Raw genomic sequence first — 18,390 nt, 5'->3', positions numbered from 1 at the left:
CGGCCGCGGGGCGGCGGCCGGGCCGGCCGCGGGGCGGTGGTCGGAGCGGGAGCGCGGCGGCCGGGGCCGGCGCGTGGTCGTCGGGGGCGGGAGTGCGATGGGCGGGCCCGGAGCGCGGTCGCCGGGGGCGGGGCTCGGCGGTCGGGAGCGGGAGCGCGGCGGTCAGGGGCGGGCCGCGGCGGTCAGGACCACCAGCAGCGGCACGACCCGGGTGCCGGGCACCTCGTAGCGTCCCCGGCCGGTGGTGCGCAGCCAGCCCGTGGCGGTCAGCTGGCGCAGATGGTGGTAGATCTGGCCGCTGGTGCCGAGCCCTTCCAGGCCGGTCAGCTCGGCGGCGGTGCGCAGCCCGCCGAGGATCTCGCGGAGCAGCCGCAGCCGCACCGGGTTGCCGAGCGCGGCGAAGGAGTCGGCCGCCTCGGTCCAGTCGCCCTCCAGCAGGTCGCCGGTGAGGGCGCCGTACTGCCACGCGTACCGCTGCCCGGTCGGCAGTCGCACGGAGCCGGTGAAGACGACCCCGCCGTCCTCGGCGCCGAGGCGGGCGAGCTGGTCCTTGAGCCCGTCCAGCGCCCAGAACCTGCCATCGCCCTCACTCGCACTCGCACCCGCACCCTCGCCACCGGCCTCCGGCTCGGCGGGGGGCACACGCCCCCGCTCCTCCAGCGCGCCGAGCCGGCGCTCCAGCTCGGCGACCCGCTCCTCCAGCTCCATAACGGCAAAGATACGTAATTACGTAACTCCGTGCAAGGGTCACACACCAGAGCCCCCGCTCCTCGGAGGGAGCGGGGGCTCTGGCGCTCCGCGCGCGTGGTCTCAGACCAGCAGCGCGGGGATGGTCCCCTCGTGCGCGGTGCGCAGCTCGCTCAGCGGGAGGCTGAACTCGCCCTGCACCTCGATCTCCTCGCCGTCCACGACACCGATCCGGGTCACGGGGAGCCCGCGCGCCCCGCACATGTCGTTGAACCTCAGCTCCTCGCTGCGCGGCACCGAGACCACCGCGCGCCCGGCCGACTCGCTGAACAGGAAGGTGAACGCGTCGAGGCCGTCCGGCACGATCAGCCGGGCGCCCTTGCCGCCGCGCAGACAGGACTCGGTGACGGCCTGGATCAGACCGCCGTCCGAGAGGTCGTGCGCCGCGTCGATCATTCCGTCGCGGGAGGCGGAGATCAGGATCTCCGCGAGCAGCCGCTCCCGGTCCAGGTCCACGGCCGGCGGCAGCCCGCCGAGGTGGTCGTGGACGACCTGGGACCAGGCCGAGCCGCCGAACTCCTCGCGCGTGTCGCCCAGCAGACAGAGGAGCTGGCCCTCCTCCGCGAAGGCGATCGGCGTGCGCCGGTTGACGTCGTCGATCACACCGAGCACGGCCACGACCGGCGTCGGGTGGATCGCGGTCTCCCCGGTCTGGTTGTAGAGCGACACATTGCCGCCGGTGACCGGGGTGCCCAGCTTCAGACAGGCGTCCGCGAGCCCGCGCGTGGCCTCGGCGAACTGCCACATCACGCCCGGGTCCTCCGGCGAGCCGAAGTTCAGGCAGTCCGAGACGGCCAGCGGCCGGGCGCCGGACGCGGCGACATTGCGGTACGACTCGGCCAGCGCGAGCTGCGCCCCGGTGTACGGGTCGAGCTTGGTGTACCGGCCGTTGCCGTCGGTCGCCATGGCCACGCCGAGGTTGGTCTCCTCGTCGATCCGGACCATGCCCGCGTCCTCGGGCTGCGCCAGCACGGTGTTGCCCTGCACGAACCGGTCGTACTGGTCGGTGATCCACGCCTTGGACGCCTGGTTGGGCGAGGCCACCAGCCGCAGCACCTGCTCGCGCAGCTCGGCGGAGGTCGCCGGGCGGGGCAGCTTGCCCGCGTCGTCGGCCTGGAGCGCGTCCTGCCACTCGGGGCGCGCGTACGGGCGCTCGTACACCGGGCCCTCGTGGGCGACGGTCCTCGGCGGCACGTCCACGATCTGCTCGCCGTGCCAGAAGATCTCCAGCCGCTCGCCCTCGGTGACCTCACCGATGACGGTGGCGATGACATCCCACTTCTCGCAGATCTCCAGGAAGCGCTCGACCTTCGCCGGCTCCACGATCGCGCACATGCGCTCCTGCGACTCGCTCATGAGGATCTCCTCGGGCGAGAGGGTCGCGTCGCGCAGCGGCACGGTGTCCAGATCCACCCGCATGCCCCCGGAACCGGCGCTGGCCAGCTCGGAGGTGGCGCAGGAGAGACCGGCGCCGCCGAGGTCCTGGATGCCCGCGACCAGCTTCTCCCGGAAGATCTCCAGGGTGCACTCGATGAGGAGCTTCTCCTGGAAGGGGTCGCCGACCTGGACGGCGGGGCGCTTGGCCGGGCCGGTGCTCTCGAAGGTCTCGGACGCGAGGACCGAGACCCCGCCGATGCCGTCGCCGCCGGTGCGGGCACCGTAGAGGATGACCTTGTTGCCGGGGCCGGACGCCTGCGCGAGGTGGATGTCCTCGTGCTTCATCACACCGATGCAGCCGGCGTTGACCAGCGGGTTGCCCTGGTAGCAGGGGTCGAAGACGACCTCGCCGCCGATGTTCGGCAGCCCCAGGCAGTTGCCGTAGCCGCCGATGCCCGCGACGACACCGGGCAGTACGCGCTTGGTGTCGGGGTGGTCGGCGGCACCGAACCGGAGCGGGTCGACCACGGCGACCGGACGGGCCCCCATGGCCAGGATGTCGCGCACGATGCCGCCGATGCCGGTGGCCGCGCCCTGGTAGGGCTCGATGTACGAGGGGTGGTTGTGCGACTCGACCTTGAAGGTGACCGCGTACCCCTGGCCGACGTCGACCACGCCCGCGTTCTCGCCGATGCCGACGAGGAGGGCGTCGTTCTCCGGGGCCTTCTCGCCGAACTGCCGCAGATGGACCTTGCTCGACTTGTAGGAGCAGTGCTCGGACCACATCACCGAGTACATCGCCAGCTCGGCGCCGGTGGGCCGGCGGCCCAGGATCTCCCGGATGCGGGCGTACTCGTCCTGCTTGAGACCGAGTTCGGCCCAGGGCTGATCGGTCTCGGGCGTGTCGGTGGCGTTCTTGACCGTATCGAGGCTCATGCCGTGACCAGCTTCTTGATGACAGAGGTGAAGAAGGCGAGGCCGTCGGTGCGGCCCGTGCCGATCAGGGGCTCGACGGCGTGCTCCGGGTGCGGCATCAGACCGACGACATTGCCCTCGGCGCTGGTGATGCCCGCGATGTCGCGGAGCGAGCCGTTGGGGTTGCCGCCGAGGTAGCGGAAGGCGACCCTGCCCTCCGCCTCCAGCTCGTCCAGGACCCGCTCGTCGGCGACATAGCGGCCGTCGATGTTCTTCAGCGGTACGGAGATTTCCTGGCCGCGCTCGTAATCGGCGGTCCAGGCGGTCTCCGCGTTCTCCACGCGCAGCGCCTGGTCACGGCAGATGAAGTGGAGATGGTTGTTGCGGAGCATGGCGCCCGGCAGCAGATGCGACTCGGTGAGGATCTGGAAGCCATTGCAGATGCCGAGAACCGGCAGCCCCGCCCTGGCCTGGTCGATGATCGTCTCCATCACCGGCGAGAACCGGGAAATGGCCCCGGCCCTCAGGTAGTCGCCGTAGGAGAACCCCCCGGCGAGGACCACGGCGTCGACCTGGTGGAGGTCCTTGTCGCGGTGCCAGAGCGGGACGGGCTCGGCGCCCGCGAGCCGGACGGCCCGCAGGCTGTCGCGGTCGTCCAGCGTGCCGGGAAAGGTGACGACTCCGATACGGGTGGTCACGAGTCCACCCGGACGACGAAGTCCTCGATGACGGTGTTGGCGAGGAACGTTTCGGCCATCTCGTGGATGCGGGCGAGGGCGTCCTCGTCGACCGGCCCCTCCACCTCCAGTTCGAAGCGCTTCCCCTGACGGACATCCGCGATGCCCTCGAAACCGAGGCGGGGCAGTGCGCGCTGCACCGCCTGTCCCTGCGGGTCGAGGATCTCGGGCTTGAGCATGACGTCGACTACGACGCGTGCCACGGGCACTCCCGGTGATGTGGTGCGAAGGCGGTTCCCTCAGCGTACCCGGCCCGGGAATCTACTCGCGTAGATATGGGTGGATATCAGGGTTTCGGCCGATGGAAATCCAGGAAAAATAACCTGCTCGCCATTGATCGGACACGCGCACATAATTGGGTGGGCTTCACAATGCAGCACTGATCGCTGTACAAAGGAATGCAGAGGACAGCACTTTTACCCCCTCGACAGCCGGAATGCCGGTGTCCCCGCATGCCAGAACCAGTGCCCATGCGGGGTGCCGCGGGAAAGGACCGATATCCGTGGCTCAGCGAGTAGTGGTCACGCTCTTCGACGACATCGACGGCGGAGAAGCGGCGGAAACGGTCAGCTTCGGCCTGGACGGGAAGTCGTACGAGATCGACCTCAATCCCGCCAATGCAAAGAAACTGCGCAAGGCGCTGGCGCCCTACCTGACGGCGGCGCGCCGGCAGACGGGCGCGGGACGGCGGGGCAGGACCGGGCGCCCGGTGACGTACACGCACACCGCGCTGGAGCCGGCCCCCGCCGCCGTACGGGCCTGGGCGCAGTCCAACAAGATGGACGTGCCGGCCAGGGGCCGCATCCCCAAGGCGGTCTACGAGGCCTTCCGCGAGGCCAGTTGAGCCCCTGGGCCCCTCCCGCCGCCCCGGCGCGAACGTCTCGCCGGGGCGGCGCCGGTCCCGAGTTGCGCTGCACCCCCCACCGTCGGCTAGAGTTTGGATCACGCCGAGGGGCAAGGCCGCAAAGGCCCACCTCAGCAGCGTGCGGGTGTAGTTCAGTAGTAGAACATCCCCCTTCCAGGGGGAAGGCGCAGTGTGCAATTCCTGTCACCCGCTCTCATCGCCTTACCGACCACTCCGGTGGATCAGGTAGAGTGATGCACGCGCCGCCCGGTGAAAGCCGAGCGGAGGCATGCGGACGTAGCTCAGTTGGTAGAGCGCAACCTTGCCAAGGTTGAGGTCGCCAGTTCGAACCTGGTCGTCCGCTCCAGCAAGTCGAAGCCCCGGTTCTGTTTCAGATCCGGGGTTTTTCGCTGTGTGCGGCCCGGAGCGGGGTGTTGTCAGGTACCTGCCCATGACATTTGTCATGGGCACCGGTGACAGCGCGCACTGCCCGCGCTCCCGGGGCGCCGCAATGCTGGTTCCATGACCACGGACCAGTATGTGATCACGGTCGATGAGCTGCGCCGGAGCTACGCGGGCGGCTTCGAGGCCGTGAGCGGGATCTCCTTCTCGGTGGCACGCGGCGAGATCTTCGCCCTGCTCGGGACGAACGGCGCGGGCAAGACCTCCACCGTCGAGCTGCTGGAGGGCCTCGCCCTCCCCTCCGCCGGCACCGTACGGGTGCTCGGCCACGACCCGTACCGCGAACGCGCCGCCGTCCGGCCCCGGATCGGGGTCATGCTCCAGGAGGGCGGCTTCCCCTCCGAGCTGACGGTGGCCGAGACGGCCCGGATGTGGGCCCGCTGCACCAGCGGCGCGCGCCCGGTGGCGGAGGCGCTGGATCTGGTCGGGCTCGGTGAGCGGCACACCGTACGCGTGAAACAGCTCTCCGGCGGTGAGCGGCGGCGGCTCGATCTGGCGCTGGCGCTGCTGGGCCGGCCCGAGGTGCTCTTCCTCGACGAGCCGACGACCGGACTGGACGCGGAAGGGCGCCGCGCCACCTGGGACTTGGTGCGGGCGCTCCGTGACACCGGCACCACCGTGCTGCTGACCACGCACTACCTGGAGGAGGCCGAGGCGCTCGCCGACCGGCTGGCGATCATGCACCGGGGCCGGATCGTGACCACCGGCACCCCGGCCGAGGTGACCGCGTCCCGCCCCGCCCGTATCCGGTTCACCCTGCCCGACGGGGTGCCGGCGGGCCGGCTGCCGCTCTCGCTGCGGGCCGCGGCGGACGGGCCGCGCGTCTCGATCCGCACCCAGGACATCCAGGGCACGCTGGGCGAACTGCTGCGGTGGGCGGCGGAGTCCGGTGTTCGGCTGGAGGCGCTGGACGCGCGGTCGGCCTCGCTGGAGGAGGCCTTCCTGGAGATCGCGCAGACCGAGACGGCGGGTGTCTGACATGGCGGCGCGGACGGACGAGCACGGGACAGAGAAGGGGACGGGGACGGTTGTGTCGGGGACATCGATGAGGTCGGCGGGATCAGTGGGGCCAGTGGGTTCCATGGGATCGGGCGGTTCCGCGGGGTCCGCTGGGTCTGCGGGGTCGGCGGGGTCCACGGGGTCGGCGGGGTCGGCGGGGTCCGCGGGCAGGACGTCGGCGGCCGGGCGGCTGGCCGGACTGGGGCGGGCGGAGCTGACCCTCCTGCTGCGGAACCGGACCGCGCTCTTCATGGCCCTGCTGATGCCCGTGGTGCTGGTGCTGGCGATGAAGTCGTCCCTGGAGCAGATCGACCTCGGCAAGGTCGGGATGAGCATCGCCGAGGTGTCGCTGACCGGCGGGATCGGGACCGTGCTGATCCTGGTGGTCCATCTCAACCTGGTCTCCGCCTATGTGGCCCGCCGTGAGGAGCTGGTGCTCAAGCGGCTGCGCACCGGGGAGGTGCCGGACCGGGAGATCCTCGCCGGGACCGCGCTGCCCGCCGCCGGGCTCGCGCTGGCGCAGTGCGCGCTGCTGATCGGGGGCGGCATCGCCGTCATGGAGGTGACCGCGCCGCGGCGGCCCGAGCTGCTGATCGGGGGAATCGCGCTCGGGCTGGTGCTGATGACGGCCCTCGCGGCGGTCACCGCCACGGTGACCCGGACCGTGGAGAGCGCCCAGATCACCACCATGCCGATGTTCCTGATCTCGCTCGCGGGCTCGGGGATCTTCATTCCGCTCGATGTGATGCCCGAGAAGATGGCCTCGGTCTGCGAGCTGCTCCCGATGACCGGGGTGATGACGCTGATCCGCGGCGGCTGGCTCGGCGGCACGGACGGCGGGGAGCTGGCCACCGCCGCGCTGACCGCTTTGGCCTGGACCGCGCTCTCGGTGTTTGCTGTTCAGCGGTGGTTCCGCTGGGAGCCCCGGCGCTGAGCGTCCGGAGTCCGGCCCTCGGTGGCGGGCCCCGGGCGGCCGGCATTCGGTGACCCGCGTCGGGTGACCGGCATTGGGTGACCGGCTTTCGGTGTACGGCGGCCGGCGCCGTCCGGTCGGGCGAGTACGAGGAGGTCCGCGGTGCGGGTGAAGGGCTGGAGCGGGCGGAGCGGGCTCGCCAAGGTGGATCTGTACACCCGGGGCACGGTCTATCTGATCGTCTGGACGGGCTCCCTCACGCTGACGATTCTGCTGCTGCTCGCGCCGAAACGGCTGGACGACCCGATCACCACGGCCCTCGCCGTGGCCGGGCCGCCGCTGGGGCTCGCGGTCGGGGTGGTCTGCGCCCGGCTCGCCCGGCGGGTGATGGACGCCTATCTGGGACAGGGCGAGGTGCCCGGGCGGCTGCTCCGGTGGGCGGTGGGGATGACCTCGGCGGCCACCGCCACCGTCCTGGCCCTGAGCCACTCGGCCGACACCTCCATGGTGCTGGAGCTGCTGCCGACCCTGCTCACGGTGACGCTGATGCCGCTGGCCACGGTCCACGCCCTGATGGTGCCGGCCAAGGTCACCGCCCTGCTCCAGCTCGGTCTGCTGGTGCTGCTCTACGTCCTGCTCTCGTTCACCGCGCTGCCGGGGGCGGAGGGGCTGGCCTTCGTCCTCTTCACCGGATTCATGACCGGGTGGATGGCGTTCACGGCACGGGCGTCCATGTGGGTGCTGTCGGTGATGTGGGAGCTGCGGGAGGCCCGCGATGTGCAGGCCAGGCTCGCGGTGGCGGAGGAGCGGCTGCGCTTCGGGCGCGATCTGCACGACGTGGTGGGACGCAACCTCGCGGTGGTGGCGCTGAAGAGCGAACTGGCGGTCCAGCTCGCCCGGCGCGGCCGTCCGGAGGCCGTCGACCAGATGCTGGAGGTGCAGCGCATCGCCCGGGAGTCGCAGCGCGAGGTACGGGATGTCGTGCGCGGCTACCGCGAGGCGGATCTGAGGGTGGAGCTGGAGGGCGCGCGGGGCGTGCTGGACGCGGCGGGGATCGCCTGCACCGTGGTGGTGGGCGAGGTGGAGCTGCCGGACGAGGTCCAGTCGGCGCTGGGCTGGGTGGTCCGGGAGGCCGCCACCAATGTGCTGCGGCACGGGGACACCCGGCGCTGCACGATCTCGGTGGGGACGGTGGACGGCGACGCCCTGCTCGTGGTGGAGAACGACGGCGCCGCGCCCGCTCCCGCCCCCGGGCAGCAGCGGTCGGGGACGCCGGGCTCGGGGCTGGCGGGGCTGCGGGAGCGGCTGTCGGCCGTGGGCGGGGTGCTGGAGGCGGGGCCCGCGCGCGGTGGTCGCTTCCGGCTGACGGCCCGGGTTCCGCTGGAGGGGAGCGGGGACACCGGGGGCGGGGGCGCCCGGGGCGGGGTGCCGACTCCCCGGGCCCCGGGTGCACCGGGAGCCTCGGGGGTCTCGGGTGCGCCAGGGGTCCCGGGCGGCCCGGGCGGGCGGCCGGCTCCGGGGATCTCCGGCCCGATCGCCTCGACATGAGAGACGGCATCCACACAGGACATGGGGGATACGGCATGAGGGGTACGGCATGACCGTGCGCGTGCTGCTCGCGGACGACGAGCATCTGATCCGTGGCGCGCTGGCCGCGCTGCTCGCCCTGGAGGACGACCTCGAAGTGGTCGCGGAGGCGGCTTCCGGCACCGAGGCGCTCGTCATGGCGCGGGCCCACCGCCCCGATGTGGCGGTGCTCGATCTTCAGATGCCGGGCATGGACGGTGTGAGTGTCGCCACATCCCTGCGGGCCGAACTGCCCGGGTGCCGCACGATGATCGTGACCAGCCATGGCATGCCGGGCCATCTGAAGCGTGCCCTGACGGCCGGTGTGCGGGGGTTTGTCCCGAAGACTCTGAGCGCCCAGCGACTGGCCGAGATCATTCGTACCGTATATGCCGGAAACCGCTATGTGGACCCGGAGTTGGCGGCCGACGCGATCTCGGCCGGGGACTCGCCGCTGACCGCGCGCGAGGCGGAGGTACTGGCCCTGGCGGGGGACGGGGCGCCGATCGCGGAGATCGCCGAGCGGGCCTCGCTCTCGCAGGGGACCGTACGGAACTATCTCTCGTCCGCGGCGTCCAAACTCGGTGCGGAGAACCGGCACACGGCGGTGCGTCTCGCCCGGGAGCGCGGTTGGGTATAGTGGGCTGCGCGCCACGGCGCATGCGGACGTAGCTCAGTTGGTAGAGCGCAACCTTGCCAAGGTTGAGGTCGCCAGTTCGAACCTGGTCGTCCGCTCCGGATGAAGGCCCCGGTCCTGTTCAGGACCGGGGCCTTCGCCATGCCGTCCGGTGTCTCTCAGGCCCGGCCCACCGCGCTCGCCGGCCAGGGGGTGCCGGTCAGCAGCTCGTACGCCTCCAGATACTTCGCGCGGGTCGCGTCGACGACCTCCGGCGGCAGCGGGGGCGGCGGCTGCTCGCCGCGGCGGTCCCAGCCGGACGCGGGCGAGGTCAGCCAGTCCCGTACGTACTGCTTGTCGTACGAGGGCTGGGGCCGGCCCGGCTCCCAGTCGGCGACGGGCCAGAAGCGCGAGGAGTCCGGGGTGAGCACCTCGTCGGCGATGACCAGGGTGCCGTCGGGACCCAGACCGAACTCGAACTTGGTGTCCGCGAGGATGATGCCCCGCTCGCGGGCGATGTCCCGGGCCCGGCCGTAGACGGCGAGGGTCGCCTGCCGCAGCAGGGCGGCGGTCTCCGCGCCGACCTGGTGGACGACCTCCTCGTAACTGACGTTCTCGTCGTGGTCGCCGACCGCGGCCTTGGTCGCGGGGGTGAAGATCGGCGCGGGCAGCTCGGAGCCGTCGGCGAGGCCCTCGGGGAGGGCGAGACCGCAGACCGTGCGGGTGGCGTTGTACTCGGTGAGGCCCGAGCCGGTGAGATAGCCGCGGGCCACGCACTCGACCGGGAGCATCCGCAGCGAGGTGCAGACCAGGGTGCGGCCCGCCCAGTCGGCGGGGGCGCCCTCGGGCAGCTCGGTGGAGAGCACATGGTTCGGGACGAGGTCCGCGAGCTGGTCGAACCACCAGAGGGAGAGCTGGGTGAGCACCCGGCCCTTGTCGGGGATCTCGCTGGGCAGCACCCAGTCATAGGCGGAGACACGGTCGCTGGCGACCATGACCAGGTCGCCGGCCGCGTTCTGGTAGAGATCGCGCACCTTGCCGGTGTGGAGATGAACCAGGCCCGGCACCTGAAGCGGTTCGGGCTTTTCTACGAATCCGGACACGGTTCCTCCCCGTGGTTCTGAACTAATGATTCCGATTCTCCCGCACGGCGGGCGGGGCGGTCGGGCCGGGGGCGGCGTGTCCGGTGGTCCCGTGGAAGGGCCCGGGTCAGTCGCGCTTGCAGATGCGGTCGAGGAGGTTGGCCGTCGCGCGCTGGACACGGGGGTCGACATGGCCGGGCCGGTCGAGCGCCGGCGTCCAGGCGAAGGTGCCGGAGGCGAAGACCAGCGCCCCCGAGGGGGCCCGGTAGAGCGAGGTCTCCTGGTGCCGGGCGGCGCCCTTGCGGTCCCGGTAGGGGGAGTGCGCGAGCAGGACGCGACGCAGATGCTCGGGGAGCGAGGTGCGCGGGAAGTAGCGGTCGGCCTCGCCCGCGACCAGGCCCGGCAGCTCATCGCCCTCGCCGGCGCCGGTGGACTCCCAGAGCCAGTGATCGGCGTTCCGCACGACCAGGGGGTGCGGTTCGGGCACCCGGCCCGCGTACTGGATGCCCAGCAGATGCTGCTCGGCCCGGTCGGCCTCGCGCCAGAGGGCGGACTTCCCGGGTCCGCGGCGCTTGCGGCAGGTGAGGAGCCGGTCGGGCTCGCCGGACGCGGACGGGCCGAGGCCGACCTGCCAGTACATGGTGTTGGCGGAGAGGAAGACGAGCGAGGTGCCGTGGTCGCGGGCGGTCTCGGCGGTGCGGCGCATGGGGGCCGACCAGTACTCGTCGTGGCCGGGGAAGACCAGCCCCCGGTAGCGGGTGGGGTCGATGGTGCCCGCGTGCAGATCGCGGGCCTCGGCGTAGGCGAGGTCGTAGCCGTAGCGCTCGGCCCAGCGGATGAAGTCATAGGCGTGGCCGACGTGCAGGGGCAGGCCGGCGCCCGCGTAGGGACGGTCGAAGGAGACGGTGACGGCGGCGTCCTTCTCGCCGAGGAGCCGGCCCTCGTCGTCCCAGGCGTGGTAGAGGCTGGCGCCGGTGCGGCCGTCCTCGGGGTAGAGGTTGTACGCCTGCCAGGTGATGTCCGGGAGCAGGAGCAGCAGGTCGGCGGGGTGGCTGTCGCGGACGGTGAACGGAATGTGGGAGCGGTGGCCGTCGGCGGCGGTGAGGACGGCGACATACGCGCCGATCGACCAGTACGAGGGGATCTGGAGCCGCCAGGAGAGCCACCAGTGGTGGCAGGAGACCGTGCGGCCGGCGGTGAGCGGGGGCGGCTGGACGATCCCGGGGAGCCGGGGACTGGTGGTGATCTTGGTGGCTCCGTGGCCCGCGTAGTGCCCGATGCGGTAGACGTCGATCGAGAACTGCTGGGGCGGGTTCACCGTGATGTGGAAGTCGATCGACTCGCCCGGGGCGACACCTCCCCGCGAGACGAAGCCCTTGATCTGGAGGTCCCGGTCGTTGGCTGCGCGGGGGCCCCGGGAGGCTCGGGCGCCCTCGGGGCGGTCCGGCTCCGCGTACCAGGGGATGACCCTGCCGGTGTCGCTGAAGTACTGCTCCGCACCGCGCAGCCAGGGGAGCGGTCCCTGCCCGAACGGGTCCGACACGGCATGGGCGAGGGCCCCCGATTCCCACCGCCGGATGTGCTCCGCCCCCATGCGCCCTCCCTCGCCGCCCCCGGACCCCCGGGGCGGCTCCCGCCGCGCCGCTCGCCCGGCACCGGGCTCCAGCACATCACATAACGCATGCGGGCCGTCACCCTTCGTCGTGAATTGTTGCGTGGGCGGGCCGGGGGAGGCGCGGTGGTGGTACCGGGGTGGCGCCGGGGCGGTGCCGGGGTGGTGGGGCCGGCCGGGGGCACACCGGGCGGAACGGGGTGGCGGGCGCGGGTGCACCGGGCGGGCAGGCGTCGTGGGGGCCGCCCGCACCGGGCAGGCGTCCGTGGGGGGCCGCACCGGCGGAACGGGGTGTCCGGCCCGGGGGCTACACCAGACGGACGGGCTTCTCCGGGCGGACGGCCGCGCCCGCGAGCCAGGCGTGGAGCGGCCTGGGGTCGCCGTCCTCCGTCAGGCTGAGGACGGGCGCCATGAGGTCGGCACAGCGGGCGCCTCGGATCAGCAGCGTGGGCCCGTCCAGCCAGTCGAGGCCGGGGGCGGCACCCGCGGTGTCGACGGCGGCGCAGCAGACCATGGCGGTGAGGTGGTCGGCGAGCAGCTCGCGCCCGGTGCGCGGGGGCTGGAGGGGGAAGAGCGGCAGGGGGTCCGCGCCCCATCCGTTGAGCACGTCCCCCGGGCTCTTGGCGACGGCCGCTCCCACGGCCGGCTTCTGCCGGGCGGTCTCCTCGCGGGCGACCTCGGCGCTGATCCCCGCCGCGAGGTTCTCCCCGGCGTCGGCCCCCCCGGCGGTGAGATGGACCAGCACCCGGGCGAGCGTCGGCCCCTGGGGCCCGCTCGACGGGGTGACCCCGAGATCGTCCAGCACTCGGTGGAGGCGGGCCGCTTCCGTACGCCACTTGCGGTCCACGACCTCCTCCGGATACTGCTGCCAGTCCACCGGGGACCAGCCGACCCCGGTCTCGGCGGGGCCGCCGTGGAAGAGGCGCGCGGCGAGCAGCGAGGCGGCCTCGTCGACCGCGCCGGGCTCCTCCAGGAGATCGCAGGCGGGGCGGTCGCCGAGCCGGGAGGCGAAGCCCTCGGCGAGGCGGTCGCGGCGGGACAGCTCGGTGAGGGCGGAGACCACGCCCGCGTCGAGCCGGGACGGCCAGCGGCCCATGCGCCAGGCGGGCAGGGCCACCCGGGTCAGCAGCCGGTCCCACCCCGCGTAGGCGAGGCCGACCTGCTCCTGGGCGACGATCCGCAGGCCGTAGTCGACGCTCTGGGCGCGCTCGGAGGCGGCGGCCGCGACCCCGCGCTCCATCTCACCCGCGTACAGCTGGCAGCTGTGGAGCAGCCGCCGGGCGATCCCGCCGACGAAGCCGAGCGCGGCGCGCCGCAGCGGCCTGAGCGGGCCGGGGGGCCCGGCCTCCGAGGCCACCGCGACCGCGGCGTCGAGACCGCGGACGAAGCGGCGGGCCGCGGCTATGTCGGGGTGCGCGGACGGCGCGGTCCCGGCGACGACCGGCGCGAGCAGGGCCCGCAGCTCGGCGACGCGCATCCACCAGAGGAAGGGCGAGCCGATCACCAGGACGGGGGCCTCGGCGGTGCGCCGCCGGGGACCGCTCCGTATCGCCTGGGGCAGGGCGTGGGCGGGGTGGGTGCGGTCCTCCAGCCAGCTGTCGCAGTCGGGGGTGAGCGCCAGGGCGGAGGGCGCGGGCACATCGAGCCGCTCGGCCAGATCCCTGACCAGGCGGTAGAGGTCGGGGGCGCCGCGCTCGGACAGCTCGACGGTGGGGCTGAGGGCGGGGCTCGCCCGGACGATGACGGCCGCGACGGCGGCGGCGAGCAGCAGCACGACGACCGCGAGGACGCCCACCGCCCAGCGGGCCGCGGACCAGCCGGCGCCGCGCATGTGCCCGGTGACCTCGCCGGCGAGGAGCACGACGGCGACGGCGGCGGGCAGCAGCGCGACGGCGAGGGCTCTGCTGCGGACGCGCAGCACGGCCAGCGCTCGTGAGCGCGCGGCCAGCGCGCCGATCGACTCACCGATACCGGTGCCGGTACTGGACACGGTCGGTCATCACCCCCTCTGCCTCGCGACGGTCTGGGTGCACTCCCCCACTGTGGCACCCACCACTGACATCGCAATGCCGGTGGGCCAAGTGCCGGAACGCCTGCGCCGCACCCTAGTTGGGGGTTCGGCGGGCGTCATCCGGATGGCTCACCCATCACTCGATGGAATGGCTTTGGGTAAAGGTGGGCACGGGTGGGGCACGGCGAAGGTTCACTCCGGGTGCCCGAGTCTGCGCATGCCGGCCCCGCCCGGCGCAACCCCAGCCCGTCGGACAATCCGTTCGCGAACGAAACCCGGCGCCCCGGGCGCGGCAACCCCGGCCCGTCCGGCGCTAGGGGGCAGAGCCTGGACCCCAGGCGCGGGCACAGGGCAGGCCCGGACAATTCCAGCCCGACCGGGGCTGGGGGACGGACCCCGCACCACAAGCGCCCGCGCGGCACGGGCCCGCACAATCCCAGCCCGTCCGGCGCTTGAGGACGGACCCCGCACCACAGGCGCCCGCGCGGCACGGGCCCGGACAATTCCAGCCCGTCCGGCGCTAGGGGACGGACCCCAGGGCCCCAGGCGCGGGCACGGCAACCCCAGCCCGACCAGCGCTTGAGGACAGAACCTGGACCACAGGCGCCCGCGCGGCACGGGCCCGCACAATCCCAGCCCGTCCGGCGCTAGGGGACGGACCCCAGGGCGCCCAGGCGCGGGCACGGCAACCCCAGCCCGTCCGGCGTTTGAGGACGGACCCCGCACCACAGGCGCGGGCACAGTGCAGGCCCGGGCAACCCCACCCCTCCCCGTCGGGAGCACCCCACGGAGCCCCGAGGCGGGCTCAGGCCGCCCGGCGCCGGGTGCCCGGGCAGCGGCCCCGGGGTCGGCCCACAGCGCTGACCCCGGGAGTGCGCGCGGTCGGTCTCAGGCCTCCGCCACCGCGCGGGCGATGTCCGTGCGGTGCTGAGACCCGTCGAGGCTGATCCGCCCCACGGCCTCGTACGCCCGCTCCCGCGCCTCGCGCAGATCCTTGCCGGTGGCGGTGACGGAGAGCACCCGCCCCCCCGCACTCACCACCGCTTCCCCCTCGCGCCGCGTCCCGGCGTGCAGGACGTACGCGTGGGGAGCGTCCTGCGCCGCGACGGCGGCCAGCCCCTCGATCGGGTCGCCGGTGCGCGGGGTGTCCGGGTAGTTGTGGGAGGCGACGACGACGGTCACCGCCGCGTCGTCGCGCCACCGCAGCGGCGGCTCGTCCGCGAGGGTCCCGTTGGCGGCGCGCAGGAGCACTCCGGCGAGCGGGGTGCGCAGCCGGGCCAGTACCACCTGCGTCTCGGGGTCGCCGAAGCGGGCGTTGAACTCGATGACCCGGACACCGCGCGAGGTGATCGCGAGACCGGCGTACAGCAGCCCGGCGAAGGGGGTCCCCCGGCGGCGCAGTTCGTCCACGGTGGGCTGGAGGACGGTCTCCAGGACCTCGTCGACCAGCTTGGGGTCGGCCCAGGGCAGCGGCGAGTAGGCGCCCATGCCGCCGGTGTTGGGCCCCTCGTCGCCGTCGAGGGCGCGCTTGAAGTCCTGCGCGGGGGTGAGGGGCAGGACGGTCACGCCGTCGGTGATGGCGAAGAGGGAGACCTCGGGGCCGTCGAGATACTCCTCGATCACGACCCGGCCGCAGGCGACGGCGTGCTCCCGGGCGGCGGCGAGATCGTCGGTGACGACCACGCCCTTGCCGGCGGCGAGGCCGTCGTCCTTCACGACATGGGGAGCGCCGAAGGCGTCGAGGGCCTCGTCGATCTCCTCGGGGGTCGTGCAGACATAACTGCGGGCGGTGGGCACCCCGGCCGCGGCCATCACATCCTTGGCGAAGGCCTTGGAGCCCTCCAGCCGGGCGGCCTCGCGGGAGGGGCCGAAGCAGGGGACCCCGGCCGCGCGCACGGCGTCGGCCACCCCGGCGACCAGGGGCGCCTCGGGCCCGACGACGACGAGCCCGGCCTCCAGGTCCGTGGCGAGCCGGGCGACGGCGGCGCCGTCCAGGGCGTCGACCGGGTGCAGTTCGGCGACCTCGCCGATGCCGGCGTTACCCGGCGCGCAGTGCACAGCGGTGACGTCGGGGTCGAGGGAGAGAGAGCGGCACAGGGCATGTTCGCGGGCGCCGCCGCCGATGACAAGGACCTTCACGGCAGTCAGCCTAACCGCCGCGGCGCGCGGCCCTGTACGCCCCTACCGAAGCGGACCGGCTACTCGTTTGTGTATTCCTCCACAACGGTCGCCCCCAGCTCGCGCACGATCAGGTCGTGGCCGGAGAGCGCGGAGTCGACGAGATCGGGGTCGTCGTCCTCGGGGACGTCGTCCTCGGGGGAGACCGGGGGCGGGCTGTACGGGGCCGGGGGGGCGGCCGGTCCGGACGCGGGGCGCGCGGGCTCGGCGGCGGTGGGCCGGGGCGCGGCGGACCGGGACGCGGCCGGTCCGGGGCGGTCCGCCGGGGCGGCGGGTGCCGGGGCGGGCGCCTGCTGGGAGGCGGACCGGTACGGGGTGGCGGCGGGCTGCTGCTGGTGGGAGGGGGCGCTCTGCTGGGGCGGCCGGCCGCCGAAGCCACCGCCGCCGGAGCCCGGGGAACCCGCGGAGCCCGGGGAGCCCGGTCCGGCGGAGCCGCCGGAGACGTCGACGATCGCCTCGATCTTCCACTGCACATGGAACTGCTCGGCGAGGGCCTGCTTGAGGACTTCCTCGCTGCCGCTGCCGGAGAAGTTGTCCCGGGCGCCGGCGTTGATGAAGCCGATCTGGAGGGTGGTGCCGTCGAAGCCGGTGACCTGGGCGTTCTGGCTGAGGAGAATCCAGGTGAAGCGGCGTCGGTTCTTGACGGCCTCCAGGATCTCGGGCCACATGTTGCGCACCTGGCCGGCGCCCTGGGCCATGCCGGGCGCCTGTGCCTGGGGCTGCGCGGCGGGTGCCGGAGCGGCGGCCGGGGGCTGGGCCGGGGCCTGGGCGGGCTGCTGCGGGGTGGCGGGCCGGGCGCCCTGACCGGGTGTGGAGGCGGTGGGCCATCCTCCGGGCCGCCGCTCGGGCACGGCGGCCGGAGCGGGGGCGGGGGCGGCGCCGGGCCAGGCGCCCGGGCGGGCGGCGGGGGCCGCCGCCGGGGCGGGCTGGGGCTCGGCGGGAGGCTCCGGGACGGGCTGCGGCGCGGGCGGTGCGGCCGGCGGGGCGGCGGCGGGGGGCGGGACGGGGCCGTCGGGACCCGGCATGTGCGGGGCGGCCTCCGGCCCGGGGACGTACCCCATCGGCGCGGCGGGCCCGCCGGCCGAGAAGACGGGCGCGGGACCACCGGCGGCGGGGCGGGCGGCGGCGCCGCGCTCCAGCCGGTCGAGCCGGGCCTGCACCGAGCGCTCGTCGTCGTAGGCGGCGGGCAGGAGCACCCGCGCGCAGATCAGCTCCAGCTGCAACCGGGGCGAGGTCGCGCCGCGCATCTCGGTGAGCCCGGTGTTGACCAGGTCGGCGGCGCGGCTCAGTTCGGCCGCCCCGAGGACGGACGCCTGCGCCTGCATCCGCTCGACGACATCGGCGGGGGCGTCGATGAGCCCCTTCTCCCCCGCGTCGGGCACGGCGGCGAGGATCACCAGGTCCCGCAGCCGCTCCAGGAGGTCGGCGACGAAGCGGCGCGGGTCGTTGCCGCCCTCGATGACCCGGTCCACGACCTCGAACGCGGCGGCGCCGTCGCCCGCCGCGAAGGCGTCGACGACGGAGTCGAGCAGCGAGCCGTCGGTGTAGCCGAGGAGGCCGGTGGCCATGGCGTACGTCACACCGTCGTCGGCGGCTCCGGCGAGCAGCTGGTCCATGACGGACATCGAGTCCCGCACGGACCCGGCCCCGGCGCGCACGACGAGCGGGAGCACTCCGTCGGCGACGGGGATGCCCTCCCTGCCGCAGACCTCCCCGAGGTACTCGCGCAGGGTGCCGGGGGGCACGAGCCGGAAGGGGTAGTGGTGCGTACGCGACCGGATGGTGCCGATGACCTTCTCGGGCTCGGTGGTCGCGAAGATGAACTTGAGGTGCTCCGGGGGCTCCTCGACCACCTTCAGCAGGGCGTTGAACCCCTGCGGGGTGACCATGTGGGCCTCGTCGATGATGTAGATCTTGTACCGGCTGCTCGCGGGGCCGAAGAAGGCCTTCTCGCGCAGGTCGCGGGCGTCGTCCACACCACCGTGGGAGGCGGCGTCGATCTCGATGACATCGATGGACCCCGGCCCGTTGCGCGCGAGGTCCTGGCAGGACTGGCACTCGCCGCAGGGGGTGGGTGTGGGCCCCTGCTCGCAGTTCAGACAGCGGGCGAGGATGCGCGCACTGGTCGTCTTCCCGCACCCGCGCGGCCCGCTGAACAGGTACGCGTGATTGACCCGGTTGTTCCGCAGGGCCTGCTGCAGCGGGTCGGTGACATGCTCCTGCCCGATGACCTCGGCGAAGGACTCGGGGCGATAGCGGCGATACAGCGCAAGGGACGACACATCTACGAGGTTATCGGGGCCCACCGACAACCGTCTCCGCTCCCGCCCC

Annotated in this window: 14 protein-coding genes and 3 tRNA genes; 8 read left to right on the top strand and 9 right to left on the bottom strand. The window is 73.5% G+C overall.

All coding sequences use genetic code 11. The annotated features are described in order from the left end of the window. Positions 1–162: 162 nt before the first annotated feature. The 4 genes from ACWCRA_RS11330 to purS form a co-directional block, all read right to left on the bottom strand. Positions 163–708 carry an ArsR/SmtB family transcription factor gene (locus tag ACWCRA_RS11330; RefSeq protein ID WP_451067300.1) on the bottom strand — a complete coding sequence of 182 codons (546 nt, stop codon included), beginning with the start codon at positions 706–708 and terminating at the stop codon, positions 163–165. A gap of 102 nt (positions 709–810) precedes the next feature. Continuing rightward, positions 811–3,060 (bottom strand): phosphoribosylformylglycinamidine synthase subunit PurL, encoded by a 2,250-nt coding sequence (purL, locus tag ACWCRA_RS11325; RefSeq protein ID WP_351550680.1) that lies wholly within the window; start codon positions 3,058–3,060, stop codon positions 811–813. Beyond that, a complete protein-coding gene (gene purQ / locus ACWCRA_RS11320) occupies positions 3,057–3,737 on the bottom strand; it encodes a phosphoribosylformylglycinamidine synthase subunit PurQ (protein ID WP_351550683.1) in 681 nt (226 codons plus the stop codon). Before purQ ends, purL begins: the two co-directional genes overlap by 4 nt. Further along, positions 3,734–3,979 (bottom strand): phosphoribosylformylglycinamidine synthase subunit PurS, encoded by a 246-nt coding sequence (purS, locus tag ACWCRA_RS11315; protein ID WP_351550686.1) that lies wholly within the window; start codon positions 3,977–3,979, stop codon positions 3,734–3,736. Before purS ends, purQ begins: the two co-directional genes overlap by 4 nt. 299 nt (positions 3,980–4,278) lie before the next feature. Here purS and ACWCRA_RS11310 point away from each other — a divergent pair, with 299 nt between their 5' ends. The 8 genes from ACWCRA_RS11310 to ACWCRA_RS11275 all read left to right on the top strand — a co-directional run bounded on the left by ACWCRA_RS11310 (position 4,279) and on the right by ACWCRA_RS11275 (position 9,295). Continuing rightward, entirely contained in the window at positions 4,279–4,620 is a 342-nt protein-coding gene (locus ACWCRA_RS11310) for a histone-like nucleoid-structuring protein Lsr2 (RefSeq protein WP_351550689.1), read from the top strand. A gap of 141 nt (positions 4,621–4,761) precedes the next feature. Then, a tRNA-Gly gene (locus tag ACWCRA_RS11305) sits at positions 4,762–4,833 on the top strand. Positions 4,834–4,911: 78 nt separating this feature from the next. Further along, positions 4,912–4,987: transfer RNA gene (locus ACWCRA_RS11300), tRNA-Gly, on the top strand. Between the two features lie 155 nt (positions 4,988–5,142). Beyond that, entirely contained in the window at positions 5,143–6,060 is a 918-nt protein-coding gene (locus tag ACWCRA_RS11295; protein WP_351550692.1) for an ABC transporter ATP-binding protein, read from the top strand. Between the two features lie 103 nt (positions 6,061–6,163). Next, the gene (locus tag ACWCRA_RS11290; protein ID WP_451067299.1) at positions 6,164–7,015 is read left to right on the top strand and encodes an ABC transporter permease; all 852 of its coding nucleotides are present in this window, start codon (positions 6,164–6,166) and stop codon (positions 7,013–7,015) included. 141 nt (positions 7,016–7,156) lie between these two features. After that, entirely contained in the window at positions 7,157–8,542 is a 1,386-nt protein-coding gene (locus tag ACWCRA_RS11285) for a sensor histidine kinase (protein WP_351550697.1), read from the top strand. Between the two features lie 49 nt (positions 8,543–8,591). Further along, the gene (locus ACWCRA_RS11280) at positions 8,592–9,200 is read left to right on the top strand and encodes a response regulator transcription factor (RefSeq protein WP_351550698.1); all 609 of its coding nucleotides are present in this window, start codon (positions 8,592–8,594) and stop codon (positions 9,198–9,200) included. Positions 9,201–9,222: 22 nt separating this feature from the next. Then, positions 9,223–9,295 (top strand) — tRNA-Gly (locus tag ACWCRA_RS11275). Positions 9,296–9,355: 60 nt separating this feature from the next. Here ACWCRA_RS11275 and ACWCRA_RS11270 read toward each other — a convergent pair. The 5 genes from ACWCRA_RS11270 to ACWCRA_RS11250 form a co-directional block, all read right to left on the bottom strand. Continuing rightward, the gene (locus ACWCRA_RS11270; protein ID WP_351550700.1) at positions 9,356–10,279 is read right to left on the bottom strand and encodes a phosphoribosylaminoimidazolesuccinocarboxamide synthase; all 924 of its coding nucleotides are present in this window, start codon (positions 10,277–10,279) and stop codon (positions 9,356–9,358) included. Positions 10,280–10,385: 106 nt separating this feature from the next. Beyond that, positions 10,386–11,852 (bottom strand): N,N-dimethylformamidase beta subunit family domain-containing protein, encoded by a 1,467-nt coding sequence (locus tag ACWCRA_RS11265; RefSeq protein WP_351550703.1) that lies wholly within the window; start codon positions 11,850–11,852, stop codon positions 10,386–10,388. Between the two features lie 325 nt (positions 11,853–12,177). Beyond that, positions 12,178–13,860 carry a hypothetical protein gene (locus ACWCRA_RS11260; RefSeq protein WP_351550706.1) on the bottom strand — a complete coding sequence of 561 codons (1,683 nt, stop codon included), beginning with the start codon at positions 13,858–13,860 and terminating at the stop codon, positions 12,178–12,180. A gap of 909 nt (positions 13,861–14,769) precedes the next feature. Continuing rightward, positions 14,770–16,020, bottom strand: coding sequence for a phosphoribosylamine--glycine ligase (purD, locus tag ACWCRA_RS11255; RefSeq protein WP_351550709.1), 1,251 nt, complete (start codon positions 16,018–16,020; stop codon positions 14,770–14,772). Between the two features lie 59 nt (positions 16,021–16,079). Beyond that, positions 16,080–18,341, bottom strand: coding sequence for a DNA polymerase III subunit gamma and tau (locus ACWCRA_RS11250; RefSeq protein WP_351550712.1), 2,262 nt, complete (start codon positions 18,339–18,341; stop codon positions 16,080–16,082). Between the last annotated feature and the right edge of the window lie 49 nt (positions 18,342–18,390).

This window comes from Streptomyces sp. NPDC001889, assembly GCF_053594535.1.
Note: the sequence above shows the minus strand (reverse complement) of the source record. Positions and strands in the feature narration are given on the sequence as shown.